Origin of the sequence: Pseudomonas cerasi (assembly GCF_900074915.1) — a bacterium.
Taxonomy (GTDB): Bacteria; Pseudomonadota; Gammaproteobacteria; order Pseudomonadales; family Pseudomonadaceae; genus Aquipseudomonas; species Aquipseudomonas cerasi.
Genome location: NZ_LT222319.1, coordinates 2,910,281 through 2,932,906, shown reverse-complemented (window position 1 = coordinate 2,932,906; position 22,626 = coordinate 2,910,281). Strand labels below are relative to the sequence as shown.

The 22,626-nt window shown below is 59.6% G+C and carries 18 protein-coding genes; 14 read left to right on the top strand and 4 right to left on the bottom strand.

What is annotated here, in order from left to right; translation table 11 throughout:
- Positions 1-64: 64 nt before the first annotated feature.
- From PCPL58_RS15655 to PCPL58_RS15645, 3 genes are all read right to left on the bottom strand, one after another.
- Entirely contained in the window at positions 65-733 is a 669-nt protein-coding gene (locus PCPL58_RS15655) for a helix-turn-helix transcriptional regulator (protein ID WP_003434001.1), read from the bottom strand.
- Positions 734-1,091: 358 nt separating this feature from the next.
- Positions 1,092-2,528 carry a coniferyl aldehyde dehydrogenase gene (locus PCPL58_RS15650; protein WP_065349849.1) on the bottom strand — a complete coding sequence of 479 codons (1,437 nt, stop codon included), beginning with the start codon at positions 2,526-2,528 and terminating at the stop codon, positions 1,092-1,094.
- A 181-nt stretch (positions 2,529-2,709) separates the two neighbouring features.
- The gene (locus tag PCPL58_RS15645; protein WP_003433998.1) at positions 2,710-3,393 is read right to left on the bottom strand and encodes a TetR/AcrR family transcriptional regulator; all 684 of its coding nucleotides are present in this window, start codon (positions 3,391-3,393) and stop codon (positions 2,710-2,712) included.
- Positions 3,394-3,553: 160 nt separating this feature from the next.
- Here PCPL58_RS15645 and PCPL58_RS15640 point away from each other — a divergent pair, with 160 nt between their 5' ends.
- Genes PCPL58_RS15640 through PCPL58_RS15610 form a run of 7 tightly spaced genes read left to right on the top strand, consistent with a single transcriptional unit; the run spans position 3,554 to position 10,524 of the window.
- Entirely contained in the window at positions 3,554-3,979 is a 426-nt protein-coding gene (locus PCPL58_RS15640; RefSeq protein WP_065349848.1) for a DUF2147 domain-containing protein, read from the top strand.
- A 28-nt stretch (positions 3,980-4,007) separates the two neighbouring features.
- On the top strand, positions 4,008-4,889 hold the full coding sequence (locus PCPL58_RS15635; protein ID WP_003433995.1) for a TorF family putative porin: 882 nt from the start codon (positions 4,008-4,010) through the stop codon (positions 4,887-4,889).
- Positions 4,890-4,899: 10 nt separating this feature from the next.
- Positions 4,900-6,528, top strand: a complete 1,629-nt coding sequence (locus tag PCPL58_RS15630; protein WP_065349847.1) for a xylulokinase — start codon at positions 4,900-4,902, stop codon at positions 6,526-6,528.
- Positions 6,525-7,208 carry a class II aldolase/adducin family protein gene (locus PCPL58_RS15625; RefSeq protein WP_065349846.1) on the top strand — a complete coding sequence of 228 codons (684 nt, stop codon included), beginning with the start codon at positions 6,525-6,527 and terminating at the stop codon, positions 7,206-7,208. Before PCPL58_RS15630 ends, PCPL58_RS15625 begins: the two co-directional genes overlap by 4 nt.
- Complete coding sequence (locus tag PCPL58_RS15620) at positions 7,205-8,686, top strand: aspartate aminotransferase family protein (protein ID WP_003433991.1); 1,482 nt, start codon at positions 7,205-7,207, stop codon at positions 8,684-8,686. Before PCPL58_RS15625 ends, PCPL58_RS15620 begins: the two co-directional genes overlap by 4 nt.
- Positions 8,687-8,696: 10 nt before the next feature.
- Positions 8,697-9,317, top strand: coding sequence for a hypothetical protein (locus tag PCPL58_RS15615; protein ID WP_065351064.1), 621 nt, complete (start codon positions 8,697-8,699; stop codon positions 9,315-9,317).
- A gap of 22 nt (positions 9,318-9,339) precedes the next feature.
- Positions 9,340-10,524: an MFS transporter gene (locus tag PCPL58_RS15610; protein WP_065349845.1), complete on the top strand. Its 1,185-nt coding sequence runs from the start codon at positions 9,340-9,342 to the stop codon at positions 10,522-10,524.
- A 47-nt stretch (positions 10,525-10,571) separates the two neighbouring features.
- On the opposite strand, the gene PCPL58_RS15605 is transcribed toward PCPL58_RS15610, so the two are convergent.
- Positions 10,572-11,816 (bottom strand): MFS transporter, encoded by a 1,245-nt coding sequence (locus PCPL58_RS15605; protein WP_065349844.1) that lies wholly within the window; start codon positions 11,814-11,816, stop codon positions 10,572-10,574.
- Positions 11,817-12,352: 536 nt separating this feature from the next.
- On the opposite strand from PCPL58_RS15605, the gene PCPL58_RS15600 reads away from it, so the two are divergent.
- The 7 genes from PCPL58_RS15600 (at position 12,353) to PCPL58_RS15570 (ending at position 22,611) form a co-directional block, all read left to right on the top strand.
- Positions 12,353-12,862 (top strand): sigma-70 family RNA polymerase sigma factor, encoded by a 510-nt coding sequence (locus PCPL58_RS15600; protein WP_003318943.1) that lies wholly within the window; start codon positions 12,353-12,355, stop codon positions 12,860-12,862.
- A complete protein-coding gene (locus tag PCPL58_RS15595) occupies positions 12,859-13,824 on the top strand; it encodes a FecR domain-containing protein (RefSeq protein ID WP_065349843.1) in 966 nt (321 codons plus the stop codon). Before PCPL58_RS15600 ends, PCPL58_RS15595 begins: the two co-directional genes overlap by 4 nt.
- A 69-nt stretch (positions 13,825-13,893) precedes the next feature.
- Positions 13,894-16,302 carry a TonB-dependent receptor gene (locus PCPL58_RS15590; protein ID WP_065349842.1) on the top strand — a complete coding sequence of 803 codons (2,409 nt, stop codon included), beginning with the start codon at positions 13,894-13,896 and terminating at the stop codon, positions 16,300-16,302.
- Positions 16,303-16,650: 348 nt separating this feature from the next.
- Positions 16,651-18,027, top strand: coding sequence for a diaminobutyrate--2-oxoglutarate transaminase (locus PCPL58_RS15585; protein WP_065349841.1), 1,377 nt, complete (start codon positions 16,651-16,653; stop codon positions 18,025-18,027).
- Between the two features lie 195 nt (positions 18,028-18,222).
- Complete coding sequence (locus tag PCPL58_RS15580) at positions 18,223-20,007, top strand: IucA/IucC family protein (RefSeq protein ID WP_044308133.1); 1,785 nt, start codon at positions 18,223-18,225, stop codon at positions 20,005-20,007.
- The gene (locus PCPL58_RS15575; RefSeq protein ID WP_065349840.1) at positions 20,000-21,208 is read left to right on the top strand and encodes a type III PLP-dependent enzyme; all 1,209 of its coding nucleotides are present in this window, start codon (positions 20,000-20,002) and stop codon (positions 21,206-21,208) included. The genes PCPL58_RS15580 and PCPL58_RS15575 overlap by 8 nt, the downstream gene beginning before the upstream one ends.
- Entirely contained in the window at positions 21,205-22,611 is a 1,407-nt protein-coding gene (locus PCPL58_RS15570; RefSeq protein WP_065349839.1) for a DHA2 family efflux MFS transporter permease subunit, read from the top strand. The genes PCPL58_RS15575 and PCPL58_RS15570 overlap by 4 nt, the downstream gene beginning before the upstream one ends.
- Positions 22,612-22,626: the final 15 nt, after the last annotated feature.

Sequence of the window (22,626 nt, the reverse complement as noted above, 5' to 3'; positions counted from 1 at the left end):
AGGCGGTGAGGGTGGATCCGGGAGGGGCGATCGGTATCGCCCCGTCCGTTGCATCGACTGGCGGTCAGCAGGTTGAAAAAACGCCCGCTGATGAGCCATACATCCAGCGCATCAGTGAATTACGACCGCTGATGCCCAGTTTGATCGCCGCACGGCGCTGGTAACTGCCCACGGTATTGACCTTGAGTGCGAGCCGCTCGGCCTGCTCAAGCGCGGTATGACCGGCGAGCAGCCCAAGGCACACCTGGGTTTCGCGTTCGGACAACGTCAGACCCGTTTCGCGCAGTCGTTCCTGGAAGCGCTTCTCAATGCTTTCGGGCTTTTTATGCTCGATGCCGGGCATTGCCGATTGCAGGGCATTGACATGTTTTTCAAGTATCGAAAACAGCAGAGGGGAAATGTCGCCCAGCTGCCGGCGTTCCTTTTCTGAGAATTCGTGCGCGGGAAGCGCCCGAAATACCGTTATTTTACAACTAAAGCTTTCCGAGGCCTGATCAGGGTAAAGATGAATGGAGTCACTGAGCAACAGCGTGCCCCGCGATGACGTGACGGTCTCGTTAAAGACCGTTGGTGCAGAGGCAGGCGGCGTTTGCCAGGGCTGCGGCAGTGATGAGAGGTGCGTGGCATCTACGGCAAGCTGAGTATCGATCAGCTTGTGGAACATGCTGGAAAAATTCCCGCTACCGATGCTGGCGATGGCCCTGCCAATCTGCGGAAGTAGTGTGTGAGGCATTTAGTCATCCATGAGTTTAGAACTGCTGACAATGTTATAGACGCTGTAAGCATGGCGCAGTCACATCAACTTAGTCGCTGGCGTTTTCGGCGCGAGATCAGCGTTAGATGCCCGCTAGAGCATCCCTAGTGGAGTACAGCAAAGAGTATCGTCCTGAGGTTACCTAAATACTTCACTATCAGAAAGAGTGATGGTCATCGGTCGGACGGCGGACAATGGCGTCGCAGAAGTGGGGCGGGCTGGCCGGCGTTAGCTCATGCTGCCTGATGTTGTGACGGGAAGTAGAAAGTGAATAAAACCCCCGCGCATATGCATGTAAACGTCGTGATATGGCGGGGTAACATCGTTCGGCAGGCGCCTACTTTCCGATCATGAGTCGGGTGACCAGACGCGTAAGCCGTCCGTAAGGTGCCGAGACCTTGTCGGACATGTTGAAACGACCGAGCTTGAGAACGCCGCGGGCATGGGACAGGCGAACGAAGCCTTCGTAGCCGTGATAGGCCCCGGTGCCACTGTCGCCGACACCGCCAAAGGGCAGGTCATCCTGGGTTGCGTGCAGCATGGTGCCATTGATGGTCACGCCGCCGGACTGCGTGCGGTTCAGCACCCTGTCCACAGACGTTTGAACGTTGGAAAAGCAATAAAGGGCCAGCGGTGCCGGACGAGCATTGATAAAGGCGATGGCTTCATCCAGAGAGTCATACGCGAGCACCGGCAGCAGCGGGCCGAAAATCTCTTCGCCCATGACATCTGCGTTCAGGGACACCTGAGTGAGTGCCATTGGTGCAATCTTGCGTTCGCCCGCCGTTGCAAGCGCGTTGTGTTGCCACGCCTTGGCCCCCGTCGCGACGGCCTGACTGGCCATCGCCATAAGCCGGTCGTAGTGGCGCTGGGAGATGATCGAGGTGTAGTCCGGATTGCCATCGAGGGTCGGGTAAAGTTTTTTTGCCGCAGCCAGCCACTCGCTGGCAAAGCTGTCCACCTGTTCGCGCGGGACGAGGACATAGTCAGGTGCTACGCAGGTCTGGCCGGCGTTGAACAGTTTGCCGATAGCGATCATCCGGGCGGCTTTCGTGATCGAAAAGTCGTCACAGACCACGACTGGCGACTTGCCGCCCAGCTCCAGTGTGACCGGTGTCAGATGGCGTGCCGCCGCCGCCATGACCTGGCGGCCCACGTGGGTCGAGCCGGTAAACAGCAGATGGTCAAAAGGCAGCTCACTGAACTGGCCCGCCAGCGTGGCGTCACCAGTGACCACGACAACCTGCTCGGCGGGAAACGTTTCGCCGAGCAACTGCCTGAGCAGCTCGGAGGTTCGGGGTGTCAGTTCCGAAGGTTTGATCATCGCCCGGTTACCTGCAGCCAGCGCCTCTATCAAGGGCACCAGCGTCAGCGTCAGCGGGTAGTTCCACGGAGCGAGAATGCCGACGACGCCCAGCGGCTGATAAACCACCCGTGCTGCGGCGGGCCTGAAGACAATACCCGCCTTGCGCCGGGACGGACGCATCCACGCTTTGAGGTGCGAGCGGATGTGCTTGATGCCGTTGACCACCGGCATCAATTCACCGAGCCGGGTTTCGTCGAACGAACGGTTGCCGAAGTCTGCGCTGACCGCCTCGAGCAACCTATCCTGATTATCGCTGACCATACGCAGGACGGCGTTGAGGTCTGCGATTCGTTGATCGTAGGAAGGTGCGCCCTGAGCACGGAATGCAGCCTGCTGTGCCTCGAACAGCTCGGTTAGCCCGGCAGCGTGGAACGTAGTACCTGGCGGAACCCTGGCGGGTTGATTCATGACGCTGCTCCTGTGGCTGCGTGTTTTTTATAGTCACTGCGACCGAACCTGCCGCAAGTGCAGGCGTGTCAGCGGTAATGTGTCGATGTCCTGGCTCACCTAACCGTATAGGACACTGCAAAGCCAATGGAGGGGCGATCCGGCCGGTTAAAGTGGCTGGAACGTCCAACCTGTATTGCAATCATTGCTCGCCATGCACGGGTTCGGGCGCCAGGCGATCCAGATGACTGACAATCATCGCTGCCACCATCGCGCAGGTTTTCGCGGGCTCCAGCGGTTCATCGAACAACAACTCAATGGTCGCGTGAATCATTTCCACCGCAACGCGGGCAACCATGGCGATGTCCTCGGACGCCGCGTCTGGAAAAGCACTGCCGATGATGGCGGCCTGAGCCTTGGAAACCCTGCGGTGGGAGTCGAGCCGCACATGCTCCAGCGCGGGAACCGCCCTCAGTGCCTTGAGCGTCCACATGCCGCCCAGCGTGGCATCGGTGACCCGGTACGTATCCAGAATCAGCTCGGCGAGCGCCTGCTCAAGCGCCTGAGGCGGACCTGCGATCAGCTCGGGGGTGATCCAGTGATCGATCCGCTCGTTCTGTTTCTCGAGCAGACGTTCGCCCAGCACCGTCAACAGCGCGTACTTATTGGGGAAATAGCGATACAACGCGGGCGGCGTAAGGCCGGCCCGTTCGCATACCAGGTTGGTCGACAAGCGTTCTATGCCGACCTCGCACAGGGTGTTTGCCGTGGCGACCAGAATGCGTTCGTAGGTTTCGGTAGCACGCTGCTGCGCGGGCAACTTCTTGCGTTCAACGCTTTTCCCGGCGATCTGCTCGGGAAGGGTTTCGGTTTTCAGCCTGGCCATAAGTACCTGTCAAGAAGAATGGGGCGCCAGCATGACGATCAAAAAAACAGTTGCTGCACGATAAAATGATAGTTATAACTATCGTGTAGCGATGACTATCATAACTGAAGCGTCGTTATTGTGACGGTCTGTCAAAACAAAAAATAAAAAAGGTGACGCTATGAACGTACGGCAGTGGCTTTTCCTCTCTTCGGTTCTGATGTGCTCCACCGGCATTCATGCTGCTGCCGGTCCGCTTGAGGCCAAGGGCCTTTGGCTGACGGCGGAAAAGGACGCGGTAGTCAGGCTTGACGACTGCGCAGACAAGACCGGCGCTATCTGCGGCCAGATTGTCTGGGTCAAGGATGCTGCTTCGACGTCGAGTGACTGCGGCGTACAGATTCTGCAGCTGACCCGCTACGACCAGGACGCCTGGCGCGATGGCTGGGTGTATGACCCCCGTGATCAGAAAAAATATAAGGGCGCCGTTCGAGTCAAGGATGGACGCCTCAATGTAAGGGCTTTTGTCGGCACCGAAGTTCTCGGCAATACAGAGCAATTCGAGCGAATCGCAACACTGCCTCCTGCCCCGGTTTGCAAATCGTAAATCCGGCCCTTTAGCGTGGGAGAGAATCATGCGCACGTATACAACCCGTTATGTAATGGCTGCAGCCCTGTGCTGCGCAGCAGGCCCGACTCTTGCCATCGCCGATGAAATGTCGAGCTACGCAGTGGATGTTACCGCCAAGGTCAGCTCGGACATTCGTACCCGTGGGATTTCCGATTCTCTGAATCGGCCCGGGGCCAAGGTGACCCTCCAGGTCGCCCATGAAACAGGCCTGGTGGCGCTTGCCGAATTTACCACGGTCAGCAAGAAACAGTTCCTCGACGGCGACGGTGCAGGTGTATTGCTGGCGGGCGGTTATCGCTTCGGCGATCCGGATGCCTGGCACTATGGCGTCGGGCTTGCGGCCGAGATGTTTCCAGGGGCTCAGTTCAAGGCACCGAACCGGTTCGATTTCGAAACGTTCACGCCAGGTGAAGAGCACTCGACCAATTACAACAGCCAGTTCGCCGTGCTTGAAATCGGTTACGGCGCGCTCGAAGGGCGAATCGCCCGGGTGCTCTCGAAAAACTACCGGGGTGCCAACAGTGGCGGGGTATGCGGCGCGCAATTGCAGTTCCGCGATGACCCGACCAAAGGCCTCGATTGCTATGCCAAGGGTGACCGCAACTCCCGGGGCAGCATGCTCTATGACCTTGATTACAAATACGCGCTGGGCATCAACACCAACCTGAAGCTGCACGCCGGCTATCAACAGATCGAAAACTTCTCGGAAGCCGACTTTGCCGATTATGGCGCAGGTCTGGTCCACCACTGGTGGGGCTTCGACTGGGGGCTTGACTGGGTGACGACCAAGACCAGGGCGCGCGAGCTGTATATGGCCGAGGACGACGGACATGTGCGCACCACGGACGGCAGTCGCTGGGTAGCGTCGATTTCCCGCACATTCTGAGTAGACCTTTATGACTTCGCTTTTCATTTCCCGGACGCCTGAGGCGGCTACCGGCCTGGAGCAACTCGTCCTCGCGATCGACCTGGGAACGTCCGGCTGCAAGTGCGCGCTGGTCTCCATGGAGGGAGACATCCGCGCCTGGGCGTTTCACGGTGTACCGCTGCACGTCAGTGGTCTGAGTGCCGAGCAGGAACCCGAGGACTGGTGGAACGCGTTTCTGCTTGGTGCCCACGAATTGCTGGCAGCCGACCCGCTCAGGCGTCGTCAGGTGGTGGCCGTGTGTTGCTCGACGCAAAGCGAAGGCACGGTCTGTGTCGATCGCGACGGGACCGCGATTGGCCGGGCGCTGCTGTGGCTGGACAAACGCGGCGCCGACTCGATCAAAAAACGCATGGGCGGAGGCTGGTGCAATCTGGGCGGCTACGGGCCGCTCAAACTCTGGAAATCGCTTCGACTGACCGGCGGGGTAGCGTCGCTGTCGGGCATGGATTCGGCCGGGCACATGGCCTATATCCTTGACCACGATCCGGCAAGGTATGACCAGACGCACAAGTTTCTGAATGTGCTCGACTACATGAATATGCGCTTGTCGGGGCGCTTCTGCGCCACAGGTGACTCGATGCTGACCGCCTGGGTAACCGACAATCGCGATCCTCATCACATCCGTTACGACGCCAGCCTGATCAGGGCTCTGGGTATCGACGCAGGCAAACTGCCTGAGCTGGTGGGCTCGACGGAAGTCATCGGCACCTTGAAGCCCGAGCTCGCCGATGCGTTGGGGCTGCTTCGATCCACACCTGTGGTGGCGGGTGCTGTGGACACCTCGGCGGTGGCCGTTGGCGCCACCGTGCGCGACTTCGCTCCGCATCTTTATCTGGGCACCTCGTCGTGGGTCGGCGCTCACGTGCCGTTCAAGAAATCCAGTGTTCGCCACCACATTGCTGCGGTACCCAGTGCGGTCAAGGGCCGGTATCTGGCAATGGCCATGCAATCGGCGGCGGGCGCCAATCTGTCGTTTCTGCGCGACAAGGTGCTGTATCACCCGGACGAGTTGCTGAGCGATGAGCAGCAACCGGACGTGTACGCCTTGCTGGACCGTATCGCCGCCCGAGTGCCACCGGGTTCGAGGGGGCTGATCTACACGCCATGGTTGTGTGGCGAGCGCTCTCCAGTAGGTGATCCGAGCCTGCGTGCCGGCCTGATCAACCTGAAACTCGAGCACTCGCGGGAAGACATCATCCGGGCCTTCATGGAGGGCGTCGCGCACAACACGCGCTGGATGCTGGAACCGTTCTCGCAATTTATCGGCCAGTCGCGCGGAGTCGTCGTCGCCACCGGAGGCGGAGCGCAATCGGATGTGTGGTGCCAGATCATGGCCGATGTCTGCGGGCGAGTCATTCAGCAACCGCATAACCCGATTCAGACCAACGCACGCGGTGCGGCCTTCATTGCTGCAGTAGCGCTCGAAAAACTGCAGTTCAACGATTTGCCGGCCCTGCAACGGCCGCATCGGCTGTACGAACCCTCCGAATCAACCCGAAACCTGTATGACGACCGCTTCGCCACGTTCAAGGAAGTCCGCAAACGTCTGGCGCCGCTCTATCGCAGGTTGAACCCATCGCAGGAGACGGCACCATGAACAATGTTCAACAGCAGATCGTCGACCTGTCGCGGCATCTGTCACGCCGCGGCTTCTTTGCCGCAACCGGCGGCAACCTTGCGCTGCGTATCGACGCATTGCACATCGCGGTCACTCCGTCGGCCACCGACTACTTCAGCATGCGGCCAGAGGACGTCTGCGTATTGCGACTCAAGGATCTCAAGCAGTTGTCGGGCGAACGTTCGCCCTCGGTTGAAAGCGAGCTGCACGCGAAAGTCCTGCGCAGTCGCCCGGACGTCAACTGCAGCATTCATACCCATCAACCATTGGCCAGCGCCTGCACATTGTTCGGCAAATCGCTGGAAGTGCCATACCCGCCGCTGTGGCAATCGCTCGGGCGGCGAATTCAGCTGGTGGGTTATGCGCCGTCCGGTTCCGGTTGGCTGGCGGGCAAGCTGGAAAAGACCATCCGGCCTGACCAAAACGCCTACCTGATGCGCAATCACGGCGTTCTGTGCTGTGGCCCGGACATAGAAGCCACCCTGAAGCGCCTGGAGGACCTGGAAACATTCTGCCGTGCCCATCTTCTCAACCAGATCAAAGCAAACAGCCGTGGCAAACCCGAATCACGCGTTGCAATAGCACGCCTGATCGACGCCCTGACCAGTGCCGGCTCGCACGCCCTCAGCCCTCAGACTTTTTCAGAGACTCAATCATGAACAGACCTCTCGATCCTGCCAACATCCCTGACATTCCCGCATCGGCCGTGTCGCAATGGCCCGATGTCGATTCACTGTATCGCCGCTTCGATGAGCTGGTGAAACAGCCGATTCGCCCGATCAAGCGCGACGCGATGAACAAGATCATGGGCTATTTCGACGAGCGCTGCCAAGGCTCGAAGCGGCTTTCCGAGGCGGCGAAAAAGGTCATACCGGGAGGCGTGCAACATAACCTGGCGTTCAACTATCCGTTTCCGCTGGCCTTCGCCCAGGCTAACGGTGCGCACCTGACCGATGTCGATGGCAATCGCTACACCGACTTCCTGCAGGCAGGCGGCCCGACGTTGCTGGGCTCCAACCATCCGGCCATTCGCGAACAGGTTGACCGGATTCTCGATGAGTGCGGGCCGGTGACCGGCTTGCTGCATGAATATGAAGTCAAACTGGCGGAACTGGTCTGCCAATCGATGCCGGGCGTCGACATGCTGCGCTTGCTGGGCTCGGGCACCGAGGCGGTCATGGCCGCGGTTCGCCTGGCCCGTGCCTATACCCGCAAGAAATGGGTGATCAAGATCGGCGGCGCCTACCACGGCTGGAGCGACCAGTTGGTCTATGGCATGCGCTTGCCGGGCACCGGGCGCATGGAGGCAGTGGGAATCCCGCGAGGCGCCACCGCAAACACTCAGGAGAGCCCACCCAACAATCTCGATGCGTTGCGTCGCAGGCTGCAAATCAATCGTCTGCGTGGTGGCACCGCAGCCATTATGGTCGAACCTTTTGGCCCGGAAAGCGGCACGCGTCCGGTGCACGCCGACTTCAACCGACAGCTGCGTGCGCTGTGCAACGAATTCGATGCCCTGCTGATCTTCGACGAAGTGGTCACCGGATTCCGTGCCGGTCTGGGCGGCGCACAGGCTTATTTCAATGTCATGCCGGACATCACGGTACTGGGCAAATGCCTGACCGGGGGCTATCCGATGGCGGGTGCCATTGGCGGGCGCCGGGACGTGATGCAACTGCTTGCCGGTGGCATCGGCACATCCTCGCGACGGGCGTTCGTCGGCGGCACGCTGTCGGCCAATCCGTTGTCATGCGTCGCTGGTTATTACGCGCTGGTCGAAGCCCGCCGCCTGAACGCGCCGGCGCTGGCGGGAAGGGCGGGCGACCGTATGCGCGCAGGACTGGAAGAGATCATCAATCGGCGCGGCTTGCCCTACGTGGCGTACAACATGGGCTCCATCGTTCACCTGCAGACGTCCGGCGTCCTGCTGCTCGATACCGGCAACCCGCTCAAGCTGCTGAGGGCGCGCAATGAAGCCAAGACTCGCAAGCACATGATGGAAGAGATGGGGGCCGCGTATACCGCTCACGGCCTGATCACGCTGGCCGGGAGCCGCTTGTACACCAGCCTGGCTGACACCGACGATGTCATCGACGACGCGCTCGAACGCTTCGACGCTGTCTTTCAGCTGGTGTGAGGTGAGCAGCATGCGCGATTCACTTCGAAAACAGTGGTTTGATCTGCGTGAACGCCTGATGGGGCAGGTGGACTCACACAGCAGTGTGTCGTTGCGATTGCCGGGCGAACAGAGCATGTGGCTGGGCAAGCTCGACGACCTGGCGCCGCAGGTGGTTGATTGCGACGACTCGGCAGCGGGCGACGGCCAGACGCACGCGGCGATCTACCGCGCCCGAGCTGACGTCGGCGCCGTTCTGCTCGGCGGCGGTGCCTTTGCCAAAAGCTTGGTGGATTTTGGCGGAGTCCTGCCGATTCTATTTGATGAGCAGGCACGCCATATAGGCCATATGGCTACGCCTGCCAGTTCCGAGCAACCACTGGCGCGACTGTTGAAGCGTGGGGGAAATGCTGCCGTGATCGACAGCACGCCGGTGGTGATGGGCACTACAGGGGCGCGAATGGTCCTCAATGCAGAGTTGTTCGAAAAATGCGCCAAGGCCTATACGCTGGCCAAGGCATGTGGCACGCACCTTACGTTACTGCCCTGGTGGGTGGTGCTGGTGGCCAACGGAAGGCTGATGAAAGACGAGAAGCGGGCGGCGCAGTGTTTTGCCGAAGGCCGTATTCCACCTGAAACCCGCGGTTACTGAAACTTCCGAAGAGGCGCATGCCATGCAAACGTCGTCCGCTGTAACTCGCAGGCACCTGAGTGCCGCCTTGGCACTGGGCTCTGTCGCGGTGCTGATGGTAGGGCTGCAACCATTGCTTCTTGGCGAGTTACTGGCGCAAGACCACGTCTCACTGGAAGGTGTCGGGCTGGTCGCGATGGGTGAAATCGTCGCGCTGGGGCTCGGTGTGGTGCTGGGCGACCTGCTGCGCTCGATGCTCAACCTGCGTCTGCTGACGGTCACCGCCATCCTGTGCGCTGCCGGAATGGATCTGGTCACGGCCACTGTCACCGGCGACGGGCCGTTGACCGCTGCACGCGCGCTGGCGGGGCTGGCGGGGCTGGCCGAGGGCCTACTGCTCTGGGGCGCCGTCAGCCTTATCGTTCAGGGGCCTGCGCCGGACCGGGTGGCAGGCGTGTTCATGGTCGTCCAGACCCTGGCTCAGGCACTGATGGCCGCAGCGCTTGCGTACCTGATACTGCCTGATCGTAGCGTGCATGCAGGGTTCGTGTTTCTGGGAATGCTGACCGCAAGCTCAGTGCTGTTCGTTGTCTGGTTACCAGGACGCTTGCCGCAGCAGCCTGACAGACAGCTGGATACATCAGGTTTCAGATGGAATTTGAAGCAAGTGCTGCTGCTGATGCTGGTGTTCATGCAGCTCTCGGCCGTTGGCGGGTTGTGGGCGTATCTGGAGCCGCTGGGCATCCACGCAGGGCTGGGCGCTCATGCGGCCCAATTGCTGGTGTCCGCGATGTTATTCATGCAGGTGCTGGGCGGCTGCCTGGGCATTCTGCTGGTACGCAGGGTGCCTGATTACTCGATGTTGGCTACCGCCGCGTTTCTTCTGGCCGGCATTGCATTGGGCATGTACATCACAGCCGATCAGGGGGTAAACGTATTTCTGGGCCTGTGCGCGCTGTTTGCCCTGATCTACCTGATGCTGACCCCGTTTCAGGTGCGCATTGCGCTGCAGATAGACCCCTCTGGACGCATCGCCGGGCTCATTCCCGGCATGCAACTGCTGGGCTGCGCATTCGGACCGCTGCTGGCGTCGCAATGGGTGTCTGGCGACAACGCTCAACCGGTGCTGCTGGTCAGCGTCTGGCTGTCGGTATCGGCTTTGTGCCTGATAGCGCTGCTGCACCGGTGTGCAGTTAATAGAAGGGTCGGGGTTGTGGGCGAAATTTGATTGGTCGCTTGGGTGCGATTACAGAGCGAACAACCCGGGAGCCTCATTCAGGAAGGGCTCAACCAGGCGACCTGATTTCCTGCCTTCCATGCCAGTCCGCTTAGGACAAGGAGCCCCAACAACACGGAATACACCCAGTACGCGCCGATCCAATCGTATGACCAACCGGCCAGAATAACGCCCACCAGCCCTGCAAAACGACTCATGAAATCAATGGCGCCGTACCAGCTTCCAATGATTTCCTTGGGTAACGTAAGCTGAATGGCGCTAGCTGTACTGCGAAAATACACAGTAGTGCCAAACTGGAATAGAAACATACCGACAGCCACCCATAAGAAACTTCCTCGGAACCACAGGGTCATTGCGATACCGGCGAACATTAACGCGTGGGCGGACAGTATAGTGGTGATTAGGCTTTTGTCCTGGAAAGACGACATCGTAAATCCTCCCAGCACTGCGCCAGTGGTTCCGAGCGCATAAAGATAACCTGTTTGCTCGGGAGAAAACGCATGGAAATCTCGGAGAAAAGGAATCCATAAGAGCGCCAGCACGCTTATCACCAGAACGCAGGTAGAGTAAGAGACAAGGAAATTACGCCACTGCGAGGACCTTAGAAGGTTCACGGTTGCCATCGAAGCGCCGGTCACGCTTTCCTGGAAACGCGCTTTGAATGATGAAGACTCGACATCGGGGCGGGTAACACTCGTGCCTGCGGCCACTGACCACAGACTGAGCGCAAGAAACAAAGCGCCCATCATGAAGACGATTGAGGCAGTAAGAGCCATGGACAAGCCGACCTGGAAAATCACCAGCGCACCAATGGCAGGCCCTACCGCTCTGGCGACGCCGTTGATAATTGCAAGAAAGCCATTGCCCCGTATTATCTCCTCTCTTGAAAAGAGGAAAGGAATAAAGGAAAACATGATAAGCCGGACGTACTGATGCACGAGGTCAACCAGGAAAGCAAATAACCATACCTGTTCGACAGAACTGCCTGGCGTCGAAAGGGTCGTAACAGCCACCGTAAAAACAATGATATTTATGATCTGCGTGGCGATGAACAGCTTCCATTTATCAAATCGATCAATAAACCCCGCCCCTAGCAGGGTGACCAGTATTTCAGCGCTGTAACCTATTGCATACGTCGTCATGACGGACAGGGTTGAGCCCGTCAACGTGTACGTCAAGTTGGCAAATGCCAAGTCGTATACCGCTTCGGAGAGCGCAATCAGCACGCCCACCGAAGCAAATATGTACAGTATCTTTTTGTTTGAGCAGGGAAGGGTGTGCACAGCGTTCGTCCGTTTTTAATAGTCGTCCTGTTTATGCGCAATGATTACGCCTAACCTCAAACTTCCAAATGACTGGCCTTCTCAATATTCATTACCCATCACACCTTACATCAAATTCGAAGCAGCATGAAAAGAGCCAGGGGGCTCGTTGCTGTGATTGCGGCGCTCATTCATGAGCGAGTTGCGCTCGATCGCATTGTTTGGCCAAGGTCCTAAGAGGTCCTCTGCTACCAACATGCGGAACCACATCCTGGTCACGCTCTGTTGAATGAGCCGCGGCAAGCTGCCTGGTCATCGGCCACAGTCCGACTTTACGTCGAAAAGGATACAAACAGGACACGAAGGGCGCTTTTTCAGCGCTCATTTGTCGTGCAGGTGAATCGCCCGGATGCAGCGCGGATCAACGTGTTGCGGGCTGACAGCCCCGATTTCACGCAGTGGCGATGGGCTTTTTGAAAAAAAGAGCGTGGACTCGGGATATAACACTAATTAGAATCAGTCTCATTTGGCGCATCCCATCGCTCAAGGCGTTTGACATGACTCAAGCAGCGACGCTATCACAGCAGACCTTGCATTCCCTGTACCGCGATCATCATGGCTGGCTGGAAAGCTGGCTGCGCAGACGCATGGGCAATGCCTGGGATGCGGCTGACCTGAGTCAGGATACGTTCCTGCGCGTGCTCTCCAGCTCCCAGCAGATCGCCGATATGCAGGAGCCGCGTGCCTACCTGCTGACCGTGGGCAAGCGGCTGCTGAGTAATTTCTACACGCGTCGCAGCCTTGAACAGGCGTATCTGGAAGCGCTGGCGCAGTTGCCAGAAGAAAGCGTGCCGTCGCCGGAGCAGCGCTGGTTGCTTCTGGAAACCCTGCAGGCGCTGGACGAGCTGCTCGATGGCCTGTCGGCAGTGGTGCGGCGGGCGTTTCTCTGGAGTCAGCTCGAGGGGCTGGGCTATCGGGAAATCGCTGAACGCCTGAGTGTTTCCGAACGCACCGTCAAACGCTATATGGCACAAGCCTACGAGCACTGTTTGCTGGTGGACTGGTGATTCGCCCGGCACCTTCTACCGAAGAACGCGAGGTAGTACGCAAAGCGGCGCAGTGGCTGGCGCTTCTGGAATCCGGTGGTGCCAGCGATGAAGATCACGCCATGCTGCAACACTGGTGTGACAGCTCCGCCAGTCACGAACGCGCCTGGCAAAAGGCCCAACAGCTGCGTCAGCGTTTTTTCGGTCTGCCTGCCAACCTCGCCATGGCGACGCTGGATCGTCCTGACAAGGCCAGGCGTGCGACGCTAAAAAGAGCGTTGGGCGCCGTGACACTGGTCCCTGCAGTCTGGCTGCTGGGGCGTCAATTGCCGCTGGATGTCTGGCGTGCCGACCTGCAAACCGCAGTCGGCGAGCACAAGCGCCTGTCGCTGGCCGATGGCAGCATGTTGCAACTGAATACCGACAGTGCGGTGAACGTGGATATGGGCGCCCGGGCAATCACCCTTGTACGGGGCGAAATAGCCCTCAAGGTGCCTGGCAGCGCGCCGCTGACCATCAACGGTCCTTACGGGCGCATCGCGGTTGGCCGGAGTGAAGTCTGTGTGCGTCTCAACGCCAGCGATTGCAGGGTCTCGGTCGTCAGCGGCACGGTGCAGCTTTATCCCCTGCGCGGGCCGGTGCTGGCCTTGAATGCGCAGCAGCAGGTCACGCTGAAGCAGAGCGGCATAGGTCCTGTCAGTGCCTTCGACGCCTTGCTGCCTGGCTGGCGCGACGATGTGCTGAGCGCGCAGAACCAGTCACTGGGCGATTTCCTTCGCGAGCTGAGTCGTTACCGTCCGGGCCTGCTGCGCTGGGAACCTGAGCTGGAAAGCCTGCGAGTGACCGGCAGTTTCAGGCTCGACAATACCGACCGCGTGCTGTCCTTGCTGGCGGCCAGTCTGCCGGTGGACGTGCAGATGCGCACGCGTTATTGGGTGACCCTGGTGCCTCGAAAAAACATTTCGACAAAAAATAGTGCGTAATGCTGTCCCTTTTTTTTGTCTCGCTGGTCATTCCAGGTAAGTGCACAAAAAATACGAGAGCTTCCCTCTATGTCCGCAGTGTCTTCCTACCGTTTGCGTCCACTTTTGCATTTCAGCCTGTTGCTGACGTTGAGTTCCAGTCCGTTATTCGTCTCGACCAGTTGGGCCGACACATCGGGCAGACGCGCCTATGAGGTGCCGGCCGGCAGCCTGAGCGCTGCGCTCACCCGTTTCGCCGGGCAGGCCGGGGTCAACCTGTCGGTAGACCCTGCGCTGGTGAATGGGCGGAACAGTTCGGGGTTGTCCGGCGAGTTCGCGGTCGAGGAAGGCTTTGCGCGCCTGCTGCAAGGCTCCGGCCTGCAGCTGATGCCCGTCGGGGAGCAGGCCTACACGCTGATCCCGGCACCTGACAGCGCCAGCGCAGGCCTGCAACTTGCACCCACCTCGATTGTCGGTGACAGCGGCTCTACCGATGGCCAGGAATACGCAGGCGGCCAAGTGGCACGCAAAGGCTCGCAAGGCATGCTGGGTTCGCGCGACTTCATGGAAACGCCGTTCAGCATGACCACCTACACCAAGGACGCGGTGAAAAACCAGCAGGCCCGAACCTTGGGCGACCTGATCGCCAGTGACCCGTCAGTGCGTGCCACCAACCCCGCAGGCGGGCGTTACGAGCAGTTCACGATTCGCGGCTTCAGCCTGTTCAACAGCGACGTTTCCTACAACGGCCTGTACGGCATTCTGCCCACTTACACGATCGACATGGAAATGGCCGAACGGGTGGATATCCTCAAGGGGCCGAGCCAGTTGATCAACGGCATTTCGCCGCGAGGCAGTGTCGGCGGCGGGATCAACGTGGTCCCCAAGCGCGCGACGGATAAACCGATCACCGAGCTCACCACCAGCTATGCCTCCAAGGGGCAGGTGGGTGCTGCAGTCGATGTAGCCCGTCGGTTTGGCGAAGACGACAAGTTCGGGATTCGTTTCAACGGCGTGAAGCAGTCCGGCGACACTGAATGGGATCACCAGAGCGTTGATCGCGACATGGCCGTTTTGGGCCTGGATTTCCGTGGTGATCGCCTGCGTCTGTCGACGGACATCGGGCACACTGAACGCGACACCGATGCTCCGCAGGAACGCGTGCAGGTCGGTGCCAACGCGAAGGTGCCCAACGCCAACGATGTGCGTGACAACTATGCGCAGTCCTGGAGCAAGGCGCGCACCAAGGACACGTTCGGCGCAGTGAATGCCGAATATGACCTCAGCGACTCGGTGATGCTCTACGGCGGTGTCGGCGCGCGCAAAAGTAACCATGACTTCCTGCGCCATGCGGTATCGGTCACCAACGATGCAGGCGACTTCAGCGTTCAACCACGCGATTTCACCCGTGACGAAAATGTGCGCACAGCCACTGCCGGCGCGCGCAGCTGGTTCACTACCGGGCCGGTCAGCCACGAGGTCAATCTGGCTGCCAGCTATTTCTATATGGACTTTGAAAACGGTGGTGCACGCTACGCGGCAGCGCCGAGCAATCTTTACAACCCGGTCGACACGCCGACCCCCTCGAATCCCACGCGGGCCGACTCTAAGGTTTACACCGAGAACCGCTTCAGCGGTGTGGCGCTGACTGACACGCTAGGTTTTTTCGAGGACCGTCTGCTGCTGACACTCGGCGCCCGCTGGCAGCGTGTCAAGGTTGATGACTGGACCGATGGCGTGAAAGGCGACACCGCCTACGATGAGGAAAAGGTCTCACCATCAGGCGGCATCCTGTACAAGGTGACCGACGACTTTTCGGTGTACGCCAATTACATGGAAGGCCTGAGCCAGGGCAAGATCGCTCCGTCGACCTCGGTGAACGAAGACCAGATCTTCCCGCCGTTCGTCAGTCGTCAGGTCGAGGTCGGCGCCAAATATGACCTGGGGTCATTCGCCTTCACCGCCAGTGTATTCCGTATCAAACAACCGGCCTACGAGACCAATACCACCTCCCGTGTGTTCGGCCCGAACGGCAAGCGCCGTAACGACGGTGTCGAGCTGACCATGTTCGGTGAGCCGATGAAGGGCTTCCGTCTGCTGGGCGGGGTGATGTACATCGACAGCGAACTGACCAACACCGTCAATGGCACATTCGACGGCAATCGCGCACCGGCTACCCCCAAATACAACGTCAATCTGGGGGCCGAGTGGGACGTTCCGGGCGTAAACGGTCTGACCCTGACCGGACGGGGCATCTACACCGGTTCGCAGTATCTGGATCAGGCCAACAGCAAAAGCATCGACTCATCGGAGCGTTTCGACGTCGGTGCGCGGTATGCTTTCAAGGTCGATCAGAAGGACATCACACTGCGGGCCAACGTCGAGAACGTGATGAACAAGTACTACTGGAGCTCGGCCGGCGCGTCGGATGACAGCGAGCCGGGGCTGACCCTGTCGACACCGCGCACCTATCTGTTGTCGGCCACCATCGGTTTCTGAGTGGATACGCGACGCCCAGGGAAGGGCTCACGTGTATAGCGAACGACCGGCAGTCCTCATCGAGGGATAACCTGTGTGCAGCATTAAATAATCAACCTCAACACGGCGACACCACAGTCTGTTATTTAAATAGACTGCTTTGTCATATGCCAGAATAACAAATGGCCACTTTCAATAGTGGCACATTGAGTGATACCGATTAATTCTGTCGGTATAACTGTGTGCCTTATTCATTGTCAGGCGCGCAGAAGCGTTCATTTAAATTTCATCTTTGTTTTCGAAATAATGGGTTGCACTTTTGAGTAAATGATAATAATTTGCATCCGGAAATCCAGCGAGGACTTACAGATGTTGAATAATGGCTTATTGCACTCTACGACGTCGCAGAAAACCAATGCCAACTATCTGGACAGGCAGAGCAAGTTTGAATCGAATGTAAGGAGTTACCCGCGCAAGTTGCCATTGGCGATAGCCAAGGCACATGGCGTATGGGTCACGGATGTCGAAGGCACCACGTATCTGGACTGCCTGGCCGGCGCCGGAACACTGGCACTGGGACACAATCACGAAGCTATCATGGCCAGTCTCGACAGCTTCCTGACCTCGGGCATGCCGATGCACACCCTTGACCTGACCACTGCGGTCAAGGACGCCTTCAGCGAAACGCTGCTGAGTCTGCTGCCAGGACAGGGGCGTGATTACTGCCTGCAATTCTGTGGTCCGTCCGGGGCCGACGCCGTCGAAGCCGCGATCAAACTGGCCAAGACCGCCACCGGCCGTCATAACATCATCAGCTTTTCCGGCGCCTACCACGGCATGACCCACGGCGCCCTGGCGCTGACCGGCAACACGGCGCCAAAAAACGCTGTCGCTAACCTGATGCCCGGTGTGCAGTTCCTGCCGTATCCCCACGAATACCGTTGCCCGCTGGGCATTGGCGGCGAGGCCGGCACTGAAGCACTGAGTTATTACTTCACCCAGTTCATCGAAGACGTGGAAAGTGGTGTGTCGCTCCCGGCCGCGGTAATTCTGGAAGCGGTGCAGGGCGAGGGCGGTGTCAATCCGGCACCTGCGGCATGGCTGCGCCAGATTCGCGAAGTCACCCGCAAGCACGGCATTCTGCTGATTCTGGATGAAGTGCAGGCCGGTTTTGGCCGTACCGGCAAGATGTTTGCCTTCGAACACGCCGGGATCGAACCCGACGTCATCGTCATGTCCAAGGCGGTCGGCGGCGGTCTGCCGTTGGCAGTGCTGGGTTTCAAACGCGAGTTCGACGCCTGGTCTCCGGGCAATCATGCCGGCACCTTTCGTGGCAACCAGATGGCCATGGCCACCGGCCTGGCGACCCTTGAAGTGCTGCAGCGACAGAACCTCGCTGGCCAGGCCGCAAAACGTGGCGACTGGCTCAAGGAACAGCTCGGTCTGTTGCAACAACGCTATCGGGCGATCGGCAATGTGCGCGGCCGCGGCCTGATGCTGGGCATCGAGATTGTCGATGAGCGCAAAGCGGCTGACCGCCTCGGCAGCCTGCCGATGGACCCGGACCTGGCTGTCGCCATTCAGCAGCATTGTTTCAAACAGGGGTTGTTACTTGAACGCGGTGGTCGCAATGGCAACGTCATTCGCTTATTGCCGCCGTTGATTATTACCGAAGAGCAATGCCACTTGGTGATCCAGCGTTTTGAACAAGCGCTCAAGGCGGCACTGTCCCAGCTACGTAAATAAAAGTTCGTAATAAGCAAGGCATAAACAGCCCATCATCGTGACACTGATATCACGATTGAAACAACACCGCACACAACGTTTGGCTGGGCGAACTTATCGCCCCTCGACAGCTCGATTGTTGTGCCGCAAGCGATAAATCAACGTTTGTTGCGACGTCATTTGAACGGTCAGCGTAAAGGCGACTGTGGAGCAGACATGACTAATACCGATCGCACCGTCTTATCAAACATGGTGAGCGAGTTGGCAACCACTCGCGCGTTACTCAATTGCCTGATCAAGGAATTCGCACTGCCGGAAGAGTGCCTGCATTACACCTGGCCTGAAGGCATGCAAGGCATAGCGCCTGGCAGTTTCGTCGATGGCGGGCAATGGAAGGGCATTCCGCTCACCATCAGCCTGCCCAATCAGCAGCAGTTCTTTGTTCTGGTGGACCGCCGCGACCACCTGGGCAGCCATCGCTACCTTTCCGATGTCTACGCTCGTCAGGGGCAGGGCACCTGGCGCTGTCTGGCGTTCGCCGAATTCGCCCGGCAACTGCTGACCGCCTGTGAGCACATGACCCGTGCCAGCAATGACGAACTGCTGGATCAGGTCCTGCAAAGCCAGCACCTGACTGCTGCCATCGTTGCGCACAACATGACCGGTCAGCATCCGGCACCGCTCAGCGGCTATCTGGCCAGTGAGCAGGGTTTGTGGTTCGGCCACCCCAACCATCCGGCGCCCAAGGCGCGCCTGTGGCCTGAGCATCTGGCGCAGGAGACCTACGCCCCGGAGTTTCAGGCGCAGACCGCGCTGCATCTGTTCGAAGTGCCGCTGGAAGGGCTGCGAATCACCTCCAATGGCTTGAGCGAAGCCGAGGTGATGTCAGGCTTCGCGGACCAATCGCGGGCCCGGCCCGGGCATGCGCTGATCTGCATGCATCCGGTACAGGCGCAACTGTTCATGCAGGACCGCCGCGTGCAAAGGCTACTTGAGCTGGGGGATATCTCGGACCTGGGTGCCAGTGGGCTGCTGGCCAGCCCGACGGCGTCGATGCGCACCTGGTACATCGAGGGGCACGACTACTTCATCAAGGGTTCGCTGAATGTGCGCATCACCAACTGCGTGAGGAAAAACGCATGGTATGAACTGGAGAGCACGCTGATCATCGACGAACTGTTTCAGCGCCTGCAGCAGACTCGTCCGGAAACCCTCGGTGGGCTGTCCACAGTCGCCGAACCCGGTTCGATGAGCTGGGCGCCCAAAGGTGCGAGCGAGGCTGACGGTCACTGGTTCCGCGAGCAGACCGGCGCCATTCTGCGGGAAAACTTCTGCCGCCGCTCCGGCGCCGACAGCAGCGTGATGGCGGGCACACTGTTCGCTCGTGATCTGCGTTCACGCCCACTGGTGCACGACTTCCTCCAGCGTTTCAATGGCGGGGAGCTTGAGGACCAGCATCTGCTGGACTGGTTCGATGAGTACCAGGCCTTGCTGCTGAACCCAGTCATGGCGTTGTTCTTCAATCACGGCATCGTGATGGAGCCGCACTTGCAGAATGCGGTGCTGATTCACGACAACGGACGCCCGCAACAGCTGCTGTTGCGCGACTTTGAAGGCGTCAAGCTGACCGAAGAGCTGGGTATCAAGGCGATTCAGGTGGGGTTGCACCCGAGAATTCGCCAGTCGCTGCTCTACAGCCGCGAACAGGGCTGGAACCGCATTACCTATTGCCTGCTGATCAACAACCTGTCCGAAGCCGTGCTGGCCTTGAGCTGGGAGCGCCCGCACCTGGCACCACTGATGTGGCAGCGCGTCGAGCGGCAATTGCAGCGTATCCGTGATGAACTGGTGCTGCCTGCGCCCGAGCTGGACGCGCTGATCGCAGGCCAGTCGATTGCCTGCAAAACCAACCTCAAGGTCCGGCTCGCCGCCAAGGCCGACCGCGAAGCCAACTATGTGCGTCTTGCGTCGCCGTGGGCCACGGAGGCACGTTATGCATAAGGTGCCGGAAACCGTACTGGCGGCCATCAAGGAGGTTCGGGCGCTGGAAACCGACCCACTGGCGGCCTTTGTCTACGATCTGGACGCGTTGCAGCAGCATGTCAGTGAAGTCATGGCGGCGCTGCCCGCCGGTGTCGAGCTGTATTACGCGATCAAGGCCAACAGCGAAGCGCTGATGCTGGAAACCCTGGCCCCGCTGGTCAGTGGCTTTGAAATTTCCTCTGGGGGCGAGATCGAGCGGGTGATTGCCTGTCCGACACGCAAGCCCTACGTGTTCTCGGGCCCGGGCAAACTTGATTCCGATCTGCGTTCGGCGTTGCTGAACAAGGTTGAAGCCATCCACCTGGAGAGCCTCAACGAAATCGCGCGTCTGCAACAGTTGGCAGAACAAGCGGGGCGCGTGCAGCCGGTGTTCCTGCGCATCAACCCGCAACTGCCCGCTGCGCAATCGAGCAGGCTGGCGATGGCCGGTACCGCGACACCGTTCGGGATTGACGAAGCCGATCTGGCCGAGGCGGTCAGACGCGTGGACAACGCCAGTCACCTGACGCTCAAGGGCTTCCACGTACACGCCATGTCGCATCAGATGTCGGTTGAACGTCATGAGCAACTGCTCGATTTCTACCTGCAGCGCTGGCAGGAATGGAAGGCTCTGGCCCGCGATCCGAGCCAACTCACCCATTTCAACGTCGGCGGCGGTATTGGCGTCGATTACCTCAACAGTCAGCAGTTCGACTGGCAGCGGCTGTGCCGTTATCTGGAAAAACGCCTGGGCGAGCAGCACGACGCGCCGATCCTGCGCTTCGAGCCGGGACGCTTCATCAGTGCCTATTGCGGCTATTACGCCATCGAGGTGCTGGACAGCAAAACCAGCCACGGCGAGCATTTTCTGGTCTGTCGAGGCGGTACTCACCAGTTTCGCCTGCCGGTCGCGCAAAGCCATGACCATCCGGTGATCCACCTGCCGAATGCACCGCAGAGCACTGAGTCGTCAGAGCAGGCTTACACCATTGTCGGGCAGCTGTGCACGCCCAAGGATGTGCTGAGCCGTCGCCAGCCACTCAAAGGTGTGAACATTGGTGACCTGTTGGTCCTGCCGCTGGCGGGAGCCTATGGCTACAACATCTCCCATGCCGACTTTCTCTGCCATCCACGACCGTCACAGCACTTCGTGCGCAACGGTGAACGGGTTCGCCAATGAGTTTCAACGTCCCACGCCGCTGGGTGGTGTTCAACGTGCTGCTCGGTACGCTGACGGTCAGCCTGAGCAACAGTTCGCTTAACCCGGCGCTGCCGACCTTTATGGATGCGTTCAGGATCGGCCCGCTGCTGGCCACCTGGATTGTCGCCGGGTTCATGACCAGCATGGGCATGACCATGCCGCTGACCAGCTTCCTCAGTCAGCGCATCGGACGCAAACGCCTGTATCTGTGGGGTGTGGCGCTGTTCATCGGCGGTTCGCTGTTGGGCGCGCTGGCCGACTCCATCGCACTGGTGATCACCGCACGGGTGGTACAGGGCATTGCCAGCGGGCTGATGATCCCGTTGTCGCTGGCGATCATCTTCTCGGTGTATGAAAAGCACGAACGGGGCAGGGTAACCGGGCTCTGGAGCGCAGCAGTAATGCTCGCACCGGCGCTTGGTCCGCTGTGTGGCAGCCTGATGCTGGAGTGGTTCAGCTGGCGCTCACTGTTCCTGATGAATGTGCCCATTGGTCTGCTGGCACTGTTGCTGGGCGTCGGCGTGCTGCCGGACTCCGAGCCTGCCGAGCGCAAGCCGTTCGACCTGATCGGCTACCTGCTGGTGGCGTCGGGCATTGGCTTGCTGATGATCGCCATCAGCCGCATGCACCATGCTCAGGCTCTGCTCGACCCAGTCAATCAGGCCATGGTGCTGGTCGCGGTGGCTTGTCTGCTGGCGTTCGTCCGCGTCGAGTTGAGTCGCCAGGCACCGCTGCTGAATCTGCGCCTGTTCAACCTGCGCGGTTATCGTCTGAGCGTGATCATCGCCGTGGTGCAATCGGTCGGCATGTTCGAGTGTCTGGTGCTGTTGCCGCTGCTGGTGCAGAGCGTGCTGGGCTACAACCCGATTTGGACCGGCCTGGCGCTGCTGTGTACCGCCAGCTTCGCGAGCCTGTTCGGGCAGTGGGGCGGCAAGGCACTGGACCGCCATGGCCCGCGCACCGTCGTCGCCGTCGGCCTGCTGTTGACCGGCGTTTCGACCCTGGCGCTGGGCATGCTCAAGGCCGATGCCGCAATCGGCGTGGTGTTCGTGCTGATGATGATTCGTGGCGCTGGTCTCGGGCTCTCCTACATGCCGGTGACCACGGCTGGGCTCAATGCCTTGCCCGAGCCGATGGTCACTCAGGGCGCCGCGATGAACAACATTTCCCGCCGTCTTGTGGCGTCGCTGGCAATTGTCATCGCCTCGCTGTGGCTGGAATTTCGCCTGAACACTGCGGGACCGGCCGCCACGCCTTCGGCCATCAGCGAAGTGTTCATCGCCACCGGCCTGCTGATCCTGCTGGCACTGCCCTGTGCCTGGCGTTTCCCCCTTAACGACGAGCGCGCCGAGGCCCAGCCCGACGCGGTCGAACCCCGATAATTTTTCGTTCGAGGT

Excerpts from the sequence above, each read along its gene's own strand:
- PCPL58_RS15655 (WP_003434001.1), bottom strand. The coding sequence starts at position 733 with ATGCCTCACACACTACTTCCGCAGATTGGCAGGGCCATCGCCAGCATC.
- PCPL58_RS15650 (WP_065349849.1), bottom strand. The coding sequence starts at position 2,528 with ATGAATCAACCCGCCAGGGTTCCGCCAGGTACTACGTTCCACGCTGCC.
- PCPL58_RS15645 (WP_003433998.1), bottom strand. The coding sequence starts at position 3,393 with ATGGCCAGGCTGAAAACCGAAACCCTTCCCGAGCAGATCGCCGGGAAA.
- PCPL58_RS15640 (WP_065349848.1), top strand. The coding sequence starts at position 3,554 with ATGAACGTACGGCAGTGGCTTTTCCTCTCTTCGGTTCTGATGTGCTCC.
- PCPL58_RS15635 (WP_003433995.1), top strand. The coding sequence starts at position 4,008 with ATGCGCACGTATACAACCCGTTATGTAATGGCTGCAGCCCTGTGCTGC.
- PCPL58_RS15630 (WP_065349847.1), top strand. The coding sequence starts at position 4,900 with ATGACTTCGCTTTTCATTTCCCGGACGCCTGAGGCGGCTACCGGCCTG.
- PCPL58_RS15625 (WP_065349846.1), top strand. The coding sequence starts at position 6,525 with ATGAACAATGTTCAACAGCAGATCGTCGACCTGTCGCGGCATCTGTCA.
- PCPL58_RS15620 (WP_003433991.1), top strand. The coding sequence starts at position 7,205 with ATGAACAGACCTCTCGATCCTGCCAACATCCCTGACATTCCCGCATCG.
- PCPL58_RS15615 (WP_065351064.1), top strand. The coding sequence starts at position 8,697 with ATGCGCGATTCACTTCGAAAACAGTGGTTTGATCTGCGTGAACGCCTG.
- PCPL58_RS15610 (WP_065349845.1), top strand. The coding sequence starts at position 9,340 with ATGCAAACGTCGTCCGCTGTAACTCGCAGGCACCTGAGTGCCGCCTTG.
- PCPL58_RS15600 (WP_003318943.1), top strand. The coding sequence starts at position 12,353 with ATGACTCAAGCAGCGACGCTATCACAGCAGACCTTGCATTCCCTGTAC.
- PCPL58_RS15590 (WP_065349842.1), top strand. The coding sequence starts at position 13,894 with ATGTCCGCAGTGTCTTCCTACCGTTTGCGTCCACTTTTGCATTTCAGC.
- PCPL58_RS15585 (WP_065349841.1), top strand. The coding sequence starts at position 16,651 with ATGTTGAATAATGGCTTATTGCACTCTACGACGTCGCAGAAAACCAAT.
- PCPL58_RS15580 (WP_044308133.1), top strand. The coding sequence starts at position 18,223 with ATGACTAATACCGATCGCACCGTCTTATCAAACATGGTGAGCGAGTTG.
- PCPL58_RS15575 (WP_065349840.1), top strand. The coding sequence starts at position 20,000 with ATGCATAAGGTGCCGGAAACCGTACTGGCGGCCATCAAGGAGGTTCGG.
- PCPL58_RS15570 (WP_065349839.1), top strand. The coding sequence starts at position 21,205 with ATGAGTTTCAACGTCCCACGCCGCTGGGTGGTGTTCAACGTGCTGCTC.